The organism is Escherichia sp. E1130, from assembly GCF_005781065.1.
In the GTDB taxonomy this organism is placed as follows: Bacteria; Pseudomonadota; Gammaproteobacteria; order Enterobacterales; family Enterobacteriaceae; genus Escherichia.
On the sequence record NZ_VATL01000017.1, the window covers coordinates 12,235 to 29,257 of the forward strand.

The window sequence follows — 17,023 nt, forward strand, 5'->3', positions numbered from 1 at the left end:
TATCAAACAGGAGGATCTATGACCCTGTCTTTTATTACCCGCTGGCGTGATGAATTGCCGGCAACATATACATCGCTTTCCCCTACGCCTTTAAATAATGCCCGGTTGATTTGGTATAACGCCGAACTGGCTAATACGCTGGGTGTTCCATCGTCGCTGTTTGAAAGTGGCGCGGGTGTCTGGGGCGGCGAAACTTTACTGCCTGGCATGTCGCCACTGGCCCAGGTCTACAGTGGCCACCAGTTTGGTGTCTGGGCGGGGCAGCTTGGCGACGGGCGCGGTATTTTACTCGGCGAGCAACAGTTTGCCGACGGCACCACCATGGACTGGCATCTGAAAGGTGCGGGGCTGACGCCTTATTCGCGGATGGGCGACGGACGTGCGGTCTTACGTTCAACAATTCGCGAAAGTCTTGCCAGTGAGGCAATGCATCACCTTGGCATTCCGACGACACGCGCCTTAAGCATTGTTACCAGCGATACGCCGGTTTACCGGGAGACGGTCGAATCAGGAGCGATGTTGATGCGCGTAGCGCAGAGTCATTTGCGATTTGGCCACTTTGAACACTTTTACTATCGTCGGGAACCGGAAAAAGTTCGCCAGCTGGCTGACTTCGCCATTCGCTATTACTGGCCGCATCTTCAGGATGAAGAGGATAAATACCGCCTCTGGTTTACCGATATTGTCGCACGTACGGCTTCGTTAATCGCCAGCTGGCAGACAGTCGGTTTTGCTCACGGGGTGATGAACACGGATAACATGTCAATTCTCGGGCTGACGCTGGATTATGGTCCATTTGCTTTCCTCGATGATTATGAACCGGGCTTTATTTGTAATCACTCTGATCATCAGGGACGTTACAGCTTTGATAATCAACCTGCCGTTGCGTTGTGGAATTTACAGCGTCTGGCGCAGACATTGTCGCCGTTTATCACTGTCGACGCGTTAAACGAGGCACTGGAAAGCTATCAACAGGTTTTGTTGACGCATTATGGAAAACGTATGCGGCAGAAGCTGGGCTTTATGACGGAGCAAAAAGAGGATAATGCGCTACTGAATGAATTGTTCAGTCTGATGGCGCAAGAGCGCAGTGATTATACTCGCACATTCCGCATGTTAAGCCTGACCGAGCAGCACAGTGCGGCTTCACCGCTGCGCGATGAGTTTATTGACCGCGCGGCGTTTGATGACTGGTTTACGCGTTATCGGGCGCGCTTGCAACAAGACGGAGTTGCCGATAGTGAACGTCAGCAACTGATGCAGAGCGTCAATCCTGCGCTGGTATTGCGAAACTGGCTGGCACAACGCGCTATTGAGGCGGCAGAAAAGGGCGATATGACAGAATTACAACGTCTGCATGAAGCGTTGCGAAATCCTTTCAGCGACAGGGATGATGACTATGTCAGTCGTCCACCTGACTGGGGTAAACGGCTTGAAGTCAGCTGCTCGAGTTAAAGGCTACTTGGTCAACAGCAGCTTGCCAGCCTGAGTTTTACGGAGCAGATATTCTTGCCCGTCATGATCGATAATCAGTTTGCCATTAGGACCTAACAGTGTCTGGCTGGTAATTCGCCGAATGGGCTGCGGGGAAGCGGTCTTGTGATTGGCATCCGTTTCAGGCGTGAGTTTTCTGCTATCCGTATAACGCATAAAAATTAATAATAATTGATATAACAATGATTCTTATTATCAATATTATGGCAAACCAGAGCAAGCAGTAATTTGTTGAGAAGACAACAAGTTGCGCAGAAATGCCCATTCCGTCAGGAATGGGCACGCATTCAGAAGCGGGAATCTACCGCAGAGGCGAGTTTTTCGACCAGGCGTTCAGTATCTTCCCAACCTAAACAAGGATCGGTAATCGACTGACCGTAGGTGAGCGGCTGACCGCTGACGATTTTTTGTGTACCTTCGTGCAGGAAACTTTCTGCCATAATTCCGGCAATTGCCGTGGAGCCATTGCGGATTTGCTGGCAAACATCTTCACAGACTTCTAACTGACGGCGGTGCTGCTTCTGGCAGTTACCGTGGCTGAAATCAACCACCAGATGTTCAGGTAAATCAAACTCGTGAAGCGTATCGCAGGCTGCGGCGATATCATCGGCATGGTAGTTCGGTTTTTTGCCGCCACGCATAATAATATGGCCGTATGGGTTGCCGCTGGTCTGATAGATGGTCATCTGACCGTTTTTGTCTGGCGAGAGGAACATATGGCTGGCACGGGCTGCGCGGATAGCATCCACGGCAATCCGCGTGTTGCCATCGGTACCATTTTTAAAACCTACCGGACAGGAGAGCGCTGACGCCATTTCACGGTGGATTTGGCTCTCGGTGGTACGTGCGCCAATTGCGCCCCAGCTAATTAAGTCAGCAATAAACTGACCGGTCACCATATCGAGGAACTCGGTCGCGGTGGGAACGCCCAGTTCATTTACCTGCAACAGCAACTTACGTGCCATTTCAAGGCCGTGATTAACGCGATAGCTGCCGTTTAAATCCGGATCGGAGATGAGTCCTTTCCAGCCAACAACGGTACGCGGTTTTTCAAAATAGGTGCGCATTACAATTTCCAGTCGCGACTGGTACTGGTTGCGCAACGCCTGCAGACGGGTGGCATACTCCATGGCAGCGGTCAGATCGTGGATCGAGCAGGGTCCAATAATGACCAATAGCCGCTTGTCTTCACCGTTCAGTATTTTTTCAATTCTGCGGCGGGAATCAATGACATGGTTGGCGACGCCAGGCGTTACGGGATACCGTAGCGCGAGTTCGGCGGGCGTTACCAGGCTCTCGATACGCGCAGTACGGAGTTCGTCAGTTCTGTTCATTACAAGTCTCAGAAATTTGTTGCTTCAACGGCAGGACTACCGGGAAGTGATGCGCATCACGATAAACCAATCGCAGCTGATTTCAAGTGCGAGGTGTGTCACACCTCGCCGGGTGGTTAGCATGATAACAAAAAATAGGCTAATGCACTAGTTCTCTAGTACATTCGACGGCTTAGGCCCATGATATCGAGGATCTTGGTGGCAATCTCTTCTACCGAATAATTGGTACTGTTAATCCACGGGATCTGATTTTTACGGTACAACGCTTCCACTTCCGCAACCTCCATACGGCACTGGCGAAGCGAGGCATAGCGACTGTTCTCCCGACGCTCTTCGCGAATCGCCGCCAGACGCTCAGGGTCGATAGTCAGTCCGAACAATTTATGCTGAAGCGGTTTGAGCGACGCGGGCAGCACCAGATTATCCATGTCATCGGCAATAAAGGGATAGTTTGCCGCGCGGATACCAAACTGCATCGCCAGATACAGGCTGGTGGGGGTTTTACCACAACGAGAAACGCCGAGCAGGATCACCTGAGCCTGGTCCAGATTGCGCAACGAAATGCCGTCGTCATGGGCGAGGGTGTAATCAATCGCCGCAATGCGCGCATCATATTTATTGAGATTATTAGGGTTAAGGCCATGGGTACGATGAGCAATCGGCGTTGGATCCAGTTTCATCTCTTGTTGTAGCGGGGCAACCAGCGCCTGAACGATATCCTGGCAAAAACCTTCGCTTTGCAAAATGATGGCGCGGATTTCCGGTAGCACAATGGAGTAAAAAACCAGCGGGCGCACACCTGTCTGGTGATAAATTGCGTCAATCTGATCCTTCACCGCCCGAGCACGGCTCTCATTTTCGACAAACGGCAGCGTAATGCTGCTGATAGTAACGGGAAATTGTGACATCACTGCGTGTCCTAATACCTCCGCAGTTATAGCCGTACCATCAGAAATATAAAAAACGTGGCGATCAACAGCATTATCCATTTTGTTCTTCCCGTGATGCAGACATAATTCTATGAAAGCATAAATTAAAAACGTACAGAAGCGTAGAAGGTTATGCCTGGTTTATAAAATGAACCTTCAATTTTATATTTTATGAAAACAGTATTTCATTTTTACGCTTTCGTTTATACCGATGGTTTATGTGGAAATTACTGAAGATAGCGGATTTGCGCAACGCTGGGATCAGTCTTAAAAAGTAAAAAAATATATTTGCTTGAACGATTCACCGTTTTTTTCATCCGGTTAAATATGCAAAGATAAATACGCAGAAATGTGTTTCTCAAACCGTTCATTTATCACAAAAGGATTGTTCGATGTCCAACAATGGCTCGTCACCGCTGGTGCTTTGGTATAACCAACTCGGCATGAATGATGTAGACAGGGTTGGGGGCAAAAATGCCTCCCTGGGTGAAATGATTACTAACCTTTCCGGAATGGGCGTTTCCGTTCCGAATGGTTTCGCCACAACCGCCGACGCGTTTAACCAGTTTCTGGACCAAAGCGGCGTAAACCAGCGCATCTATGAACTGCTGGATAAAACGGATATTGACGATGTTACCCAGCTTGCGAAAGCGGGCGCGCAAATCCGCCAGTGGATTATCGACACTCCCTTTCAGCCTGAGCTGGAAAACGCCATCCGCGAAGCCTATGCACAGCTTTCCGCCGATGACGAAAATGCCTCTTTTGCGGTGCGTTCCTCCGCCACCGCAGAAGATATGCCGGACGCCTCTTTTGCCGGTCAGCAGGAAACCTTCCTCAACGTTCAGGGTTTTGACGCCGTTCTCGTGGCAGTGAAACATGTCTTTGCTTCTCTGTTTAACGATCGCGCCATCTCTTATCGTGTGCATCAGGGTTACGATCACCGTGGCGTGGCACTCTCCGCCGGTGTTCAGCGGATGGTGCGCTCCGACCTCGCATCTTCTGGGGTGATGTTCTCCATTGATACCGAATCCGGCTTTGACCAGGTGGTGTTTATCACTTCCGCATGGGGCCTGGGTGAAATGGTCGTGCAGGGCGCGGTTAACCCGGATGAGTTTTACGTGCATAAACCGACACTGGCAGCGAATCGCCCGGCTATCGTGCGCCGCACCATGGGGTCGAAAAAAATCCGCATGGTCTACGCGCCGACCCAGGAGCACGGCAAGCAGGTTAAAATCGAAGACGTACCGCAGGAACAGCGTGACATCTTCTCGCTGACCAACGAAGAAGTGCAGGAACTGGCAAAACAGGCCGTACAAATTGAGAAACACTACGGTCGCCCGATGGATATTGAGTGGGCGAAAGATGGCCACACTGGCAAATTGTTTATCGTGCAGGCGCGTCCAGAAACTGTACGTTCTCGCGGTCAGGTGATGGAACGTTATACGTTGCATTCACAGGGCAAGATTATCGCCGAAGGCCGCGCTATCGGTCATCGTATCGGCGCGGGTCCGGTGAAAGTCATTCATGACATCAGCGAAATGAACCGCATCGAACCTGGCGACGTGCTGGTTACTGACATGACCGACCCGGACTGGGAACCGATCATGAAGAAAGCGTCTGCCATCGTCACCAACCGTGGCGGTCGTACCTGTCACGCGGCAATTATCGCTCGTGAACTGGGTATTCCGGCGGTAGTGGGCTGCGGTGATGCGACCGAACGGATGAAAGACGGTGAGAACGTCACCGTTTCTTGTGCCGAAGGCGATACTGGTTACGTCTATGCTGAGTTGCTTGAATTCAGCGTGAAAAGCTCCAGCGTGGAAACCATGCCGGACCTGCCACTGAAAGTGATGATGAACGTTGGTAACCCGGATCGTGCGTTTGACTTTGCCTGCCTGCCGAACGAAGGCGTGGGCCTTGCGCGTCTGGAATTTATCATCAACCGCATGATTGGCGTTCACCCCCGCGCACTGCTTGAGTTTGATGACCAGGAACCACAGTTACAAAATGAAATTCGCGAGATGATGAAAGGCTTCGATTCTCCGCGCGAATTTTACGTTGGCCGTCTGACCGAAGGGATCGCGACGCTGGGCGCCGCGTTTTATCCGAAACGCGTGATTGTCCGTCTTTCTGATTTTAAATCCAATGAATACGCCAATCTGGTGGGTGGTGAGCGTTACGAGCCGCATGAAGAAAACCCGATGCTGGGCTTCCGTGGCGCGGGCCGCTACGTTTCTGACAGCTTCCGCGACTGCTTCGCACTGGAGTGTGAAGCGGTGAAACGTGTGCGCAACGACATGGGACTGACCAACGTAGAGATCATGATCCCGTTCGTGCGTACCGTAGACCAGGCGAAAGCAGTGGTTGAAGAGCTGGCACGTCAGGGGCTGAAACGTGGTGAGAACGGGCTAAAAATCATCATGATGTGCGAAATTCCGTCCAATGCCTTGCTGGCTGAACAGTTCCTCGAATATTTCGACGGTTTCTCTATCGGCTCAAACGACATGACACAGTTGGCGCTCGGTCTGGACCGCGACTCCGGCGTGGTGTCTGAACTGTTCGATGAGCGCAACGACGCCGTGAAAGCACTGCTGTCGATGGCGATCCGTGCTGCGAAGAAACAGGGCAAATATGTCGGCATTTGCGGTCAGGGACCGTCTGACCACGAAGACTTTGCTGCATGGCTGATGGAAGAGGGGATCGATAGCCTGTCTCTGAACCCGGACACCGTGGTGCAAACCTGGTTAAGCCTGGCTGAACTGAAGAAATAAAATAAATACCCGGCGGCGTTTTGTCGCCGGGTCCATTTCTATATCCCCACCTTTTATCAACCTACTTCGGGCAAACGCGCTCGTGCAATATAAAAAACTTCCGGGCATCATCTGAATAATTGGCTGGTGTTCTTTCTGATTTTAATTCGTTTGCGATCCTCTCCACAGAATAATTCTCGATACTGTTTTTTCTCAAAGCCGAATGTGACCACTCGTCAATTTCCTTAAGCATATGCGTAATTTTTTCGTCCAGAGTTCGTTGGATTGCACGAAGTCACTGGCGAGTCCCGTTTTTATACTGTCTTCAGCCACAGCATAAAAAGGAATATAGCCATGAAACAATACCGTACCGTTATTCAGACATAAGCGCAGATTATGTAATTCAGAGAATTTATTCGAACTAAAACCGATTTTCTGATTTGTCTGGCTGTACAGAAAACAGGATAAATTCCCTCCGCGAGCGGAGGGAAACAGCTACAGGGATTGCATATGAGTTGCTATTTGAAAGTCCTGATTTGTGCGATTGTCGCACTCGCTATATGGTTTTCACCCGTCCCTGAGGGATTAACACCCTTAACCTGGCACATTCTGGCCATATTCATCACCACTGTGGTGGCGTTTATTCTGCAACCGTTGCCGGTAGGCGCTATCGCGTTAATAGCCATCAGTTTTATTATGCTGACCGGCATGATGAAAACCAGCGAAGCCTTAAAAGGTTTCAGCAGCACCACGGTATGGCTTATTGTCGCCGCATTCCTGTACGCGAAAGGATTCATCAAAACGGGGTTGGGGCGGCGTATCGCCTATTTGCTGATTCGCGGATTTGGCGGCAGCTCGTTACGTCTGGGTTATACATTGGCGCTAAGCGATATGATTATCGCGCCCGCAACGCCATCAAACACAGCGCGAGCAGGGGGAATTTTGTTCCCGATTGTTCGCAGTGTCTCTAACAGCTTTGGATCTGAACCGGATCAAGGGCCGCGTAAAATTGGCGCTTATCTGATGCAGACGGTGTTCCATTCCAACTGTCTCTCATCCTCGATGTTTATGACGGCCAGCGCGCCAAATGCACTCATTGTATCTCTGGCGGCCAGCACCTTATTTGTCGATATCTCATGGGGGATGTGGACGCTAAGCGCACTGGTGCCGGGCATTATCGCTTTTATCACTATGCCGTTGGTCATTTACAAACTCTACCCGCCAGAGATCAAAAAGACGCCAGAAGCCAAAGCGTTGGCACAGGAAGAACTTATCAAAATGGGGCCGGTAACCCGAGATGAGCGCGTGACGATTGGCATTTTCCTGCTTTCATTATTGGCCTGGAGTACATCGAAATGGACTGGTCTGGATGCGACCGCTGTCGCGCTTTCCGGCGTCTGTTTAATGTTGATGACCCGGATTATCACCTGGCAGGATGTGCAGTCAGAGAAGGGGGCCTGGGACATTCTGGTCTGGCTGGGCGTCATGATTTGTATGGCAGATAAGCTCAATCAGCTTGGCCTGTTCAAATGGTTCGCCGTCACAACCTCGGCTCTGTTCACCGGCATTCCCTGGGAAATAACACTGACGGTTTTGCTGATAGTTTACTGCTATTCCCACTATTTCTTTGCCGGAAGTACGCCGCATGTAGTGGCGATGTATGCCGCTTTTGGCAGCGTCTCGGTTGCTGCAGGCGCGCCGCCGATGATGGCTGCTCTGTCACTGGCGTTCGTCACTAACCTGATGAGCGGCATTTCGCATTATGGCAACGGACCCGCAGTCATCTATTACGGCGCTGGCTATGTCTCGCAACGAGAATGGTGGCGGCTGGGCTTTATCGTCATGTTGTTGAACATTGTCATCTGGTTCGGACTGGGGGCGGTGTGGTGGAAAATTCTTGGCCTATGGTAAGTGGCCTGCGGCAAACATCAATCAAGGAATAGTGTATGAACTTAAAAGATATTCAGGTGGCGATCGTCGGCAAATTAAGCGACCGCTTAATGGCTAAAGTTGAATCTACCTTCACCGCATATCGCCTGTGGGAACTGACCGACGCAGACGCTTTTTACACGCAGATCGCGCCGGATATTAAGGCGCTGGTGACCAGTGGTAATCCGGTAATGGGAGCTTCTCGGGCGCTAATTGAAAAATTTCCGAATCTGAAGATTATTGCCAGCAATGGTGTGGGCTATGACCCTATTGATATCGTGGCAGCCAGGGAGCATGGCGTTATCGTCACCAACACCCCTGGCGTGCTTAATGACTGTGTTGCAGACATTGGCATGGCGTTGTTACTCAATGTTGCCCGACGTATTAACATTGCCGATCGTTATGTTCGTGACGGTCGTTGGCCAAACGAAGGGCGTTTCCCGATGGCGACGAAAGTGAGTGGTAAACGTTGCGGAATTGTTGGTCTGGGGAACATTGGTAATGCTGTAGCCCGCCGTGCAGCAGCATTTGAAATGGAAATTCACTATTTCGACCCAAAACCGCATAACAAACCTGAATGGACGGCGCATGATTCGCTGGTTTCTCTGGCGCAAGCGGTGGACTTCCTCGTTCTGACGCTGCCAGGCGGGGTAAGTACACGCGGCGTTATCGACAAAACTGTGCTGCAGGCTCTGGGGAAAACCGGACATTTGATCAGTATTTCCCGGGGATCAGTGGTGAACGAAACCGATCTGATTGATGCTCTGCAAAATAACATCATTGCTGGTGCGGCACTGGACGTTTATGCCAACGAACCACATGTGCCAGAACAATTAATGTCGCTGGATAACGTTGTCCTGACGCCACATATCGCCAGTGGTACGAGCGAAACGTTTAATGCAATGGCAGATTTGGTTTTTGATAACTTACAGGCTTTCTTTAGCGAACAGCCAGTTATTACCCCTGTTACTCAATAAGGCGGGAAATATGATTTATGGTGATATCGCGTATCTTAGTGAACAACAAAAGCGGACATTTCATCCTGTCATTGCTCGTGTCATTGAGTATCTTTCACAGCATGAGCTGAATAGTGTTCCTGTGGGGGAAAAGGTTTTTATTCAGGATGACTCAATATTTTATACCGTGGTTGAACCGATGACTAAACCACTACATGAATGCCGACCAGAAGTTCATCGTAAATATCTTGATGTCCATTTCTTAATTGCCGGAGAAGAGCGGATTTGTGTGGATTTTGATGATGGAGAAAACTCGGTTGTAGAAAGCCACCTGGGCGACCGTGACGTTATTTTTTATGCTGATGAACGTATTAATGATCGGATAATCACGTTGACACCAGGACAGTTTGTGGTGGTCTTCCCGGAAGAGGTACATCGGGCATGTTATAAAGTCGATAACGTGGAGAAAATCAAAAAAACAGTCGTGAAAATCGACATGAGTTTATTATAGGCGGAGCTGGCTATGACAAAAATTGCCCTGGTGACAGGGGGAAGTAAAGGTATCGGCTACGCGGCAGCAAAGGCACTCTATGACATTGGATATACTGTTATTGTTGCCGCGCGTAACGAAGAAACCTTACAGCAATGTGCACAAGGATTAGCCAAGGGACGCTTTATTCCTCTGGTTGCTGATGTCACGGATGAGTCCGCTGTCGTTGCACTATTTGCCGAGATTAAGGCTCGTTTTGGTCGACTGGATCTTTTGTTCAATAATGCGGGCAATAATAGTCCGGCAAAAAGTATTGAAGAGGTTGAGTTTACTGAGTGGACACGCGTGTTTAACGCCAATATTCACTCGACATTTTTGTGTTCGAAAGAAGCGATTAAAATCATGAAGGCGCAGCAGCCAATGGGAGGACGCATTATTAACAATGCGTCGATTTCCGCACTGACACCGCGCCTTTATACTGCGGCATACACTGCGTCGAAACATGCTGTTACCGGGTTGACCAAGGCCATTTCCCTTGATTGTCGCAAATTTAATATCGCTTGCGGGCAAATTAATATCGGCAATGCGGAAACGACATTATCGAATCGGATGCGTAAGGGCGTTTATCAGGCAGATGGCGCTATTAAAGCGGAAGATATGATGAATGTTGCTGATGTTGCAGCAGCCATTCAGATGATGGCCCAGTTGCCAGTAACCACGAACGTGCTGGAAATAACGATTATGGCAAATAATATGCCATATGTCGGACGTGGTTAATCGGGATTGAATAAAGCACCTTGCGTATAAGGTGCTTTATTATTTATGAATTATGCCTCAACGCATGTTTGTTCCAGCCGTTGAAGAATATCTTTGCGTAACAAAAATTTTTGTATTTTACCGGAGGCCGTGCGCGGCAGTTTTTCGATCACCACGATATGTTCAGGGTATTTATATTTCGCGACCCGTTTACGGCTAAAAAATGCCACTACATCTTCCAGCGATAATGAATGATGCGGCGCTTTCAGCACGACATAAGCGCATGAACGTTCACCTAAACGTTCATCGGGCATCGCAACCACACAGGCATCGTGAATTTTAGGATGCTGCAATAAAATATCTTCCACTTCACGGCTGCTAATATTTTCGCCGCCGCGAACAATAATATCTTTCTTGCGTCCGGTAATTTTTATATAGCCAGCCTCATCCATGCGGCAGAGATCGCCACTGTAATACCAGCCCTCTTCATCCAGCGCACGGGCGGTTAATTCAGGTTCATCAAAATAACCCATAAACACATTAGGGCCACGCGAAGCCTCTTCACCTTCGCAACCTGGCGGTAAGGTCTTGCGTGCATCATCGACCACTTTAATTTCCACCCCAGCGGCAGCGTAACCATCGGTGTGCATAAAGCGCGACAAAGGATCGTCGAGATTCACCACTGCATGTGGCGAGCTTTCCGTGGAACCATAAACGCTTAATAATTTAATGCCGCGTTGCTGGCATTCACGCGCCACTTTTTTGGGGATCGTGGTGCCGCCGCAAAGAAAGAAACGCAGCGCAGAAAGGTCGGCAGGCTGTTTCTCAAGTAGATTCAAAAGGTCATAAACAAACGGCGTTGCGCCGAGCATACAGGTACAACGTTGTTGCTCAAGCAGCGAGAGACAGGCTTCCGGGGTAAAAATATCTAATAACACGCTGCGGGCGCCAATCAAAAACGGCGCTGTTACACCATGCAGAAACCCCGTCGCGTGACCGAGTGGTGCAGGCATCATAAAGACATCCAGCCAGGTCAGATTCAGCCGCGCGCAATAAGCCCGCTCGCTGGCGAGAATATTATTATGCGTTAGCATCACGCCCTTTGGCATGCCCTCAGTTCCGGAGGTAAATAGCACCGCCGCTAATTCATCGCCGTGGACCGATGTTGCGACGGCCAGCGGGGGATTGTCGGCAATAATCTGACTTAACGAGAGAGACGAGGTGGCGGGGGCCAGCTTATCCACGCCGACGATCTGTTGTAGTTGTGGAAGCTGATTTTGCAGTGGCAGGATTAAATCTACCGGACGCGTTTGTTTAAACAATGTCGGTGCAAAAAATATTTTTGCCTGACACTTATTGAGCACCCACACCAGTTCAGCTTCTCGCCAGGAAGGCAACAACGGCACGGAAACCGCACCGGTTTTCAGGCAGGCAAGATAGATAACAGTAAATTCACACCAGCCAGGCAATTGAAAAGCGATACGATCGCCCGATTCAATACCGTTATCCAGTAACCAGCTTGCCAGACAGTTCGCAGCGTGATCGAGTGCGCTATAGGTGTACGATTCGCCATGATTATCGACAACGGCTATTTTGTCTGGCATCGCGCATGCAGTCTGCCGCCAGTAGTCGGCCAGCGAAGCATCGCCCCACAATCCTTGTTGTCGATAGGCTGCACGACGCTGCGCGTTAAACGTTAATGTCACTTTCATTTTGAACTCTCGAAACAGAACGTCAGGCCCGATGTGCGGGCCTGTGGGAAGCGTAATTAGCCGTAACGGAAATCAATACCGAAGGTGCCTGCGGGGTATTGCCATTGTTCGAGAATAGTGTTGCCGCACAGCACCCGACAGGTGCCGCACTCCAGACAACCGGCGGAATCAAAATGAATGTTTCCCGCGTCATCCTGCTTATACAGTCCGGCAGGGCAGGCTTTCATTAATTTTTGAAATTCATTGATGTCGGGATTTGCCGCCAGAATGATATGTGGGTGGCCCTCATCAACATGGAATTTGTTGACGCCTAATTTGACGTCAACGTTGACCGTAGCGTTCTGGCTCATAGCGCGGTTGCCCCCTTAATGCCATCTTTCAGCAGATTAATCAGCCCGATTTTCTTCGCATGTCCGAGAATCATTTTTCGTACCGGCTGGTTTGGTTTGCCGTCAATAGTGAACATATCGTTCATGATATCGGCGACCATGCGCGGATACTGACTAAACAGGCGCGGGTTTTCCATCAGCGCTGGGATCTTGCGAAAATGCTGCATATCACGCATAACACAGCTTTGTTCCAGCTCGCGTTTGTATTGCGCCAGACTAGTGGCAGAAAAATCCGCGCGTTCTTTGGCGGCAATCACCGTTGTGGCAGCCGCCTGGGCCGATGCGATGGCTAAATCCATTCCGCGAACCGTAAAGCCCAGATTGAGGCAGAAGCCGGCGGCGTCACCGACGATCATCACACCATCGTTAACCAGTTGCGGCACCATTGCCAGACCGCCTTCCGGCACCATATGCGCGGAATATTCAAGCAGTTTGCCACCGCTAATCAGTGGGCGAATGGCGGGGTGCTGTTTAAAATCCTCCAGCATTTGCGGCACGCTTTTTTGCGCATGGGCGATATCACCCAATCCACAAACCAGACCCAACGATACGGAATCGTGATTGGTGTAGATGAATCCGCCGCCCATCAGACCGTCAGACGGGGAACCGGCAAACAGCCAGGCGGCACCTTCATCGTCAGTGACGTTAAAGCGATCGTTGATTTGCTCCGGCGTGAGGCCAATGACTTCTTTAACGCCAACAGCGTAATGATGCGGATCGGAGGCGGGAACCATTCCCAGCGAACGGCCAAGCATTGAATTAACGCCATCAGCCAGAATCACCACATTGGCTTCGAGAATATCATCCCCGGCCTGGACGCCAGTGACCTTGTTACCTTCACGAACCAGCGCATCGACGCGAACGCCCGGGATAAACTGCGCACCCGCCTGTTCGGCTTGTTCCATCAACCACGGGTCGAGACGATTGCGCAATACGGTATAAGAAGCGTGTTGCGGAACATCTGGCTGCTCGCGGTGAAAATCGAGGGTAACCGCGCTCTCTTCGGTTAAGAAGGAGATTTTCTCGCGTGTGACTTTGCGTTCTACCGGCGCTGATGCAGCAAAGCCGGGAATGATCGCTTCAAGCGTGTGGGCATAAAGACGCCCGCCGGTCATATTTTTACATCCGGCACTGTCGCCGCGTTCGATCACCAGGACATCCAGTCCGGCTCGCGCCATGACCAATGCGGCAACGCTACCGGCAACGCCCGCACCGACCACAATGGCATCAAATTTGTCATCCGACATGCGTTATGCTCCCTTCCCGCTGTCTTCACAGCGGGAGATGTAGTTGAAAGGGAATTAGCGACTCAACTGGCTAATCAGGGCAGGGACGACTTTGTAGATATCGCCCACCAGACCGTAGTCGGCATAGTTGAAGATTGGCGCATTTTTATCTTTATTGATGGCGACAATCACTTTTGCGCCATTGCCGCCAACCATATGTTGGATCTGCCCGGAGATCCCCAGCGTCAGGTAGAGGTCGGATTTCAGCAACACGCCGGAGACACCGATATAACGTTCACGCTCCATCCAGTTCTCGCCTTCGGCAATCGGGCGTGAACAACCGACGTCAGCATTGAGTGCCGCTGCCAGTTCGTGGACCATTTTCAGGTCATCCTGTGCTGCCAGACCACGACCGACGCCGACCACGCGTTTTGCTTTGCTCAGGTCCACGCTGCTTGCCGCTTTCGCACGGCGTTCGCGACTAAGAATTTCATGACGCGGAGCAACGTAAGGCACAGTTTCAATCGGACACTGATGCGAGGCGTCACTGGTGCAAGGTTCCTGAACACCGGGCGCAAGGGTAATGATCGCCAGCGGGCTATTGATCTTTTCCTGGGCGAACGCGAGCCCGCCATACATACGGTGCTCGGCGCAAACGTGACCATCGACCACATCAACCGCAGTGGCATCGTTCACCAGCGCCGCATTCAGTTGCACACTTAACCGTGCTGCCAGCGCTTTACCGCGTTTCGTTGCGGCCAACAGCAACATAGAGGGGTGTTTATCTTTCAGCAGGGCAGCAATGCTTTCAGCGTAATTTTCAGTGCGTTGCAGAGCATCGTTTTGCTCAAGAACATAAATACATTTTGGACCATAAGGCATAACGGCCTGTGCCTGGTCGGTATTTTGTACAATGGCATACACCTGTTGGCCCCATTGCTGCGCGCCGCCAAACAGTTCGGCATAACGTTCAGGATTATCGCTAAAGACCCAGACGTTGTTTAATTGACTCATCGTTTCTTCTCCGTAGGCTTTAGTTCAGGGCTTTCTTCAGATGTTCCGCCAGCTCGGCAATGGCTTCCGGCGAATCGTTATCGAGAATGATGTGTTTGCGTTCTGTTTGCGGCGGTACGCGAACGCCGATCAGTTCAGCAAGCGGCGTGGCCTGGCTCCAGCCGATATCACTCGCCTGCCACTGATGTACCGTTTTTTTGCCCGCGCCGAGAATGGCTTTCATCGATGGAATGCGTGGCACGTTAATATCTGACGTGACGCACAGCACGGCTGGAACAGAGAGTTCGATCACTTCAACTTCATCTTCAAGCGTGCGTTCAATCCCCAGTGTATTGCCCTGACGCTGAATAGCACTCACAGCATTAATCACCGGAAGTTGCAGAATTTCTCCGACCAGCAAGCCAACCTGCTGGGCATAAAGATCGCCGGAACCTTCACCAAAGATCAGTAAATCGAAGCCGATTTTTTCAACTGCTGCCGCCAGCGCCTTTGCGGTATCGAGAGGCAGTGCATGCTCAAGCTGGGCATCCTGCACCATGTACAGACAGTGCGGTCCGCGGGATAACACGTCTTTACGCACTTTTGAGTTCTGCAACAATGAACCGCCAACGGTCAGCGCGGCTATCTCATCATCATCCGTTGCAAGCTGGCTTGCGGCTTCAATGGCATTGAAATCGAACTGGCTAATTTTGGCGTCGGCATTGTCGAAATTGAGGGTGTACTCGGGAGTGACAACAATGTCCTGTTCTTCAGGCACCAGCTTAAAGCAGGTTATTATTTTCATGATTTCTCCTGTGGGTCGCATACGGAACCATCTCCGATGGAAGGTAAAAATGGTCTGAAAATAGTGTGCGATAGCAGGGCGGGGTTTTCGACGGAGCAATCTGTTTTCCTTGCAAACAATCTTGCAAAAAAAATGAGATCGTTAAAACAAAAGCACAATAAGTGGCAATATTATGCCATCGTTTACGTACTATCTTGCATTCAATGTAAATAATCTTGTTTAGCTCTCGCTAAATGCGGTTGTATAACCGCAATACACGCCGTATTTTATCCGGCATATATTGTTTTTGCTTGCTCATGGAATAGGGAGGTTGTCATGTATCAACGCTGTTTTGATAATGCCAGCGAAACGCTGTTTGTCGCCGGTAAAACGCCACGACTTTCGCGCTTTGCGTTTAGTGACGATCCTAAATGGGAGTCGGGACATCACGTTCATGATAATGAAACCGAGCTGATTTATGTTAAGAAAGGGGTGGCAAGGTTTACCATTGATTCTTCGTTATATGTGGCACATGCCGATGACATTGTGGTGATAGAGCGTGGCAGACTGCACGCGGTGGCCTCAGATGCTAACGACCCGGCAACGACTTGTACCTGTGCGCTTTACGGTTTTCAGTTTCAGGGCGCAGAAGAAAATCAGTTACTGCAACCGCATTCTTGTCCGGTAATTGCCGCAGGGCAGGGAAAAGAGGTTATCAAAACGCTTTTTAATGAATTAAGTGTGATTTTACCGCAAAGTAAAAATGGCAACACATCTTCAGTGTGGGATGCATTTTCCTATACGTTAGCGATTCTCTATTACGAAAACTTTAAAAATGCCTATCGTTCGGAGCAGGGATATATTAAAAAAGATGTCCTGATAAAAGATATTCTCTTTTATCTTAATAATAATTACCGCGAAAAAATCACTTTAGAACAGTTATCGAAAAAATTTCGTGCCAGCGTCAGTTATATTTGTCATGAATTTACTAAAGAGTATCGAATTTCTCCCATTAACTACGTCATTCAACGGCGTATGACGGAAGCGAAATGGTTGCTGACCAATACCGATTTGTCGCAGGCAGAAATCTCCTGGCGCGTGGGTTATGAAAATGTCGATCATTTTGCCAAACTGTTTTTGCGCCATGTTGGCTGTTCTCCCAGTGATTACCGCAAACAATTTAAAAATTGTTTTGCTGAACAAGAAATCTTATCTGAATTTTCTGAACCTGTAAGTCTTGCCGGATAAATCTGACGGCGCAGTTTTTGTCAGAAGCTGCGC

15 protein-coding genes are annotated in these 17,023 nt (G+C 50.0%); 7 read left to right on the forward strand and 8 right to left on the reverse strand.

Going from position 1 to position 17,023, the window contains the following annotated elements:
* Positions 1-18: 18 nt before the first annotated feature.
* Positions 19-1,455, forward strand: coding sequence for a protein adenylyltransferase SelO (gene selO, locus FEK66_RS17070; RefSeq protein WP_135406845.1), 1,437 nt, complete (start codon positions 19-21; stop codon positions 1,453-1,455).
* Between the two features lie 3 nt (positions 1,456-1,458).
* Here the strand turns inward: selO and hemP are convergent, their stop codons facing one another.
* From hemP to ppsR, 3 genes are all read right to left on the reverse strand, one after another.
* Entirely contained in the window at positions 1,459-1,650 is a 192-nt protein-coding gene (gene hemP / locus FEK66_RS17075; protein WP_130208717.1) for a hemin uptake protein HemP, read from the reverse strand.
* Between the two features lie 131 nt (positions 1,651-1,781).
* On the reverse strand, positions 1,782-2,828 hold the full coding sequence (gene aroH / locus FEK66_RS17080; RefSeq protein ID WP_138211507.1) for a 3-deoxy-7-phosphoheptulonate synthase AroH: 1,047 nt from the start codon (positions 2,826-2,828) through the stop codon (positions 1,782-1,784).
* A 155-nt stretch (positions 2,829-2,983) separates the two neighbouring features.
* On the reverse strand, positions 2,984-3,817 hold the full coding sequence (gene ppsR, locus FEK66_RS17085; protein WP_000368046.1) for a posphoenolpyruvate synthetase regulatory kinase/phosphorylase PpsR: 834 nt from the start codon (positions 3,815-3,817) through the stop codon (positions 2,984-2,986).
* Between the two features lie 332 nt (positions 3,818-4,149).
* Here ppsR and ppsA point away from each other — a divergent pair, with 332 nt between their 5' ends.
* The 5 genes from ppsA to FEK66_RS17110 all read left to right on the forward strand — a co-directional run bounded on the left by ppsA (position 4,150) and on the right by FEK66_RS17110 (position 10,659).
* On the forward strand, positions 4,150-6,528 hold the full coding sequence (gene ppsA / locus FEK66_RS17090; RefSeq protein WP_130208268.1) for a phosphoenolpyruvate synthase: 2,379 nt from the start codon (positions 4,150-4,152) through the stop codon (positions 6,526-6,528).
* Between the two features lie 489 nt (positions 6,529-7,017).
* Entirely contained in the window at positions 7,018-8,418 is a 1,401-nt protein-coding gene (locus tag FEK66_RS17095; RefSeq protein ID WP_138211508.1) for an anion permease, read from the forward strand.
* Between the two features lie 35 nt (positions 8,419-8,453).
* On the forward strand, positions 8,454-9,413 hold the full coding sequence (locus tag FEK66_RS17100) for a 2-hydroxyacid dehydrogenase (protein WP_138211509.1): 960 nt from the start codon (positions 8,454-8,456) through the stop codon (positions 9,411-9,413).
* Positions 9,414-9,423: 10 nt separating this feature from the next.
* The gene (locus FEK66_RS17105) at positions 9,424-9,903 is read left to right on the forward strand and encodes a YhcH/YjgK/YiaL family protein (RefSeq protein ID WP_130218911.1); all 480 of its coding nucleotides are present in this window, start codon (positions 9,424-9,426) and stop codon (positions 9,901-9,903) included.
* Positions 9,904-9,915: 12 nt separating this feature from the next.
* Positions 9,916-10,659, forward strand: coding sequence for an SDR family oxidoreductase (locus FEK66_RS17110; protein WP_135493949.1), 744 nt, complete (start codon positions 9,916-9,918; stop codon positions 10,657-10,659).
* A gap of 50 nt (positions 10,660-10,709) precedes the next feature.
* Here the strand turns inward: FEK66_RS17110 and fadK are convergent, their stop codons facing one another.
* From fadK to FEK66_RS17135, 5 genes are read right to left on the reverse strand one after another with little or no spacing between them, the layout of a single operon-like run.
* The gene (gene fadK / locus FEK66_RS17115) at positions 10,710-12,350 is read right to left on the reverse strand and encodes a medium-chain fatty-acid--CoA ligase (protein ID WP_138211510.1); all 1,641 of its coding nucleotides are present in this window, start codon (positions 12,348-12,350) and stop codon (positions 10,710-10,712) included.
* Positions 12,351-12,406: 56 nt separating this feature from the next.
* The gene (locus tag FEK66_RS17120; protein WP_000081086.1) at positions 12,407-12,700 is read right to left on the reverse strand and encodes a ferredoxin family protein; all 294 of its coding nucleotides are present in this window, start codon (positions 12,698-12,700) and stop codon (positions 12,407-12,409) included.
* A complete protein-coding gene (locus FEK66_RS17125) occupies positions 12,697-13,986 on the reverse strand; it encodes an FAD-dependent oxidoreductase (protein WP_135491403.1) in 1,290 nt (429 codons plus the stop codon). The genes FEK66_RS17120 and FEK66_RS17125 overlap by 4 nt, the downstream gene beginning before the upstream one ends.
* 54 nt (positions 13,987-14,040) lie before the next feature.
* Positions 14,041-14,979 (reverse strand): electron transfer flavoprotein subunit alpha, encoded by a 939-nt coding sequence (locus FEK66_RS17130; RefSeq protein WP_135493947.1) that lies wholly within the window; start codon positions 14,977-14,979, stop codon positions 14,041-14,043.
* Positions 14,980-14,998: 19 nt separating this feature from the next.
* Positions 14,999-15,763: an electron transfer flavoprotein gene (locus tag FEK66_RS17135; protein ID WP_135493945.1), complete on the reverse strand. Its 765-nt coding sequence runs from the start codon at positions 15,761-15,763 to the stop codon at positions 14,999-15,001.
* Between the two features lie 315 nt (positions 15,764-16,078).
* On the opposite strand from FEK66_RS17135, the gene FEK66_RS17140 reads away from it, so the two are divergent.
* Entirely contained in the window at positions 16,079-16,990 is a 912-nt protein-coding gene (locus tag FEK66_RS17140) for an AraC family transcriptional regulator (RefSeq protein WP_130208252.1), read from the forward strand.
* Positions 16,991-17,023 lie beyond the last annotated feature (33 nt).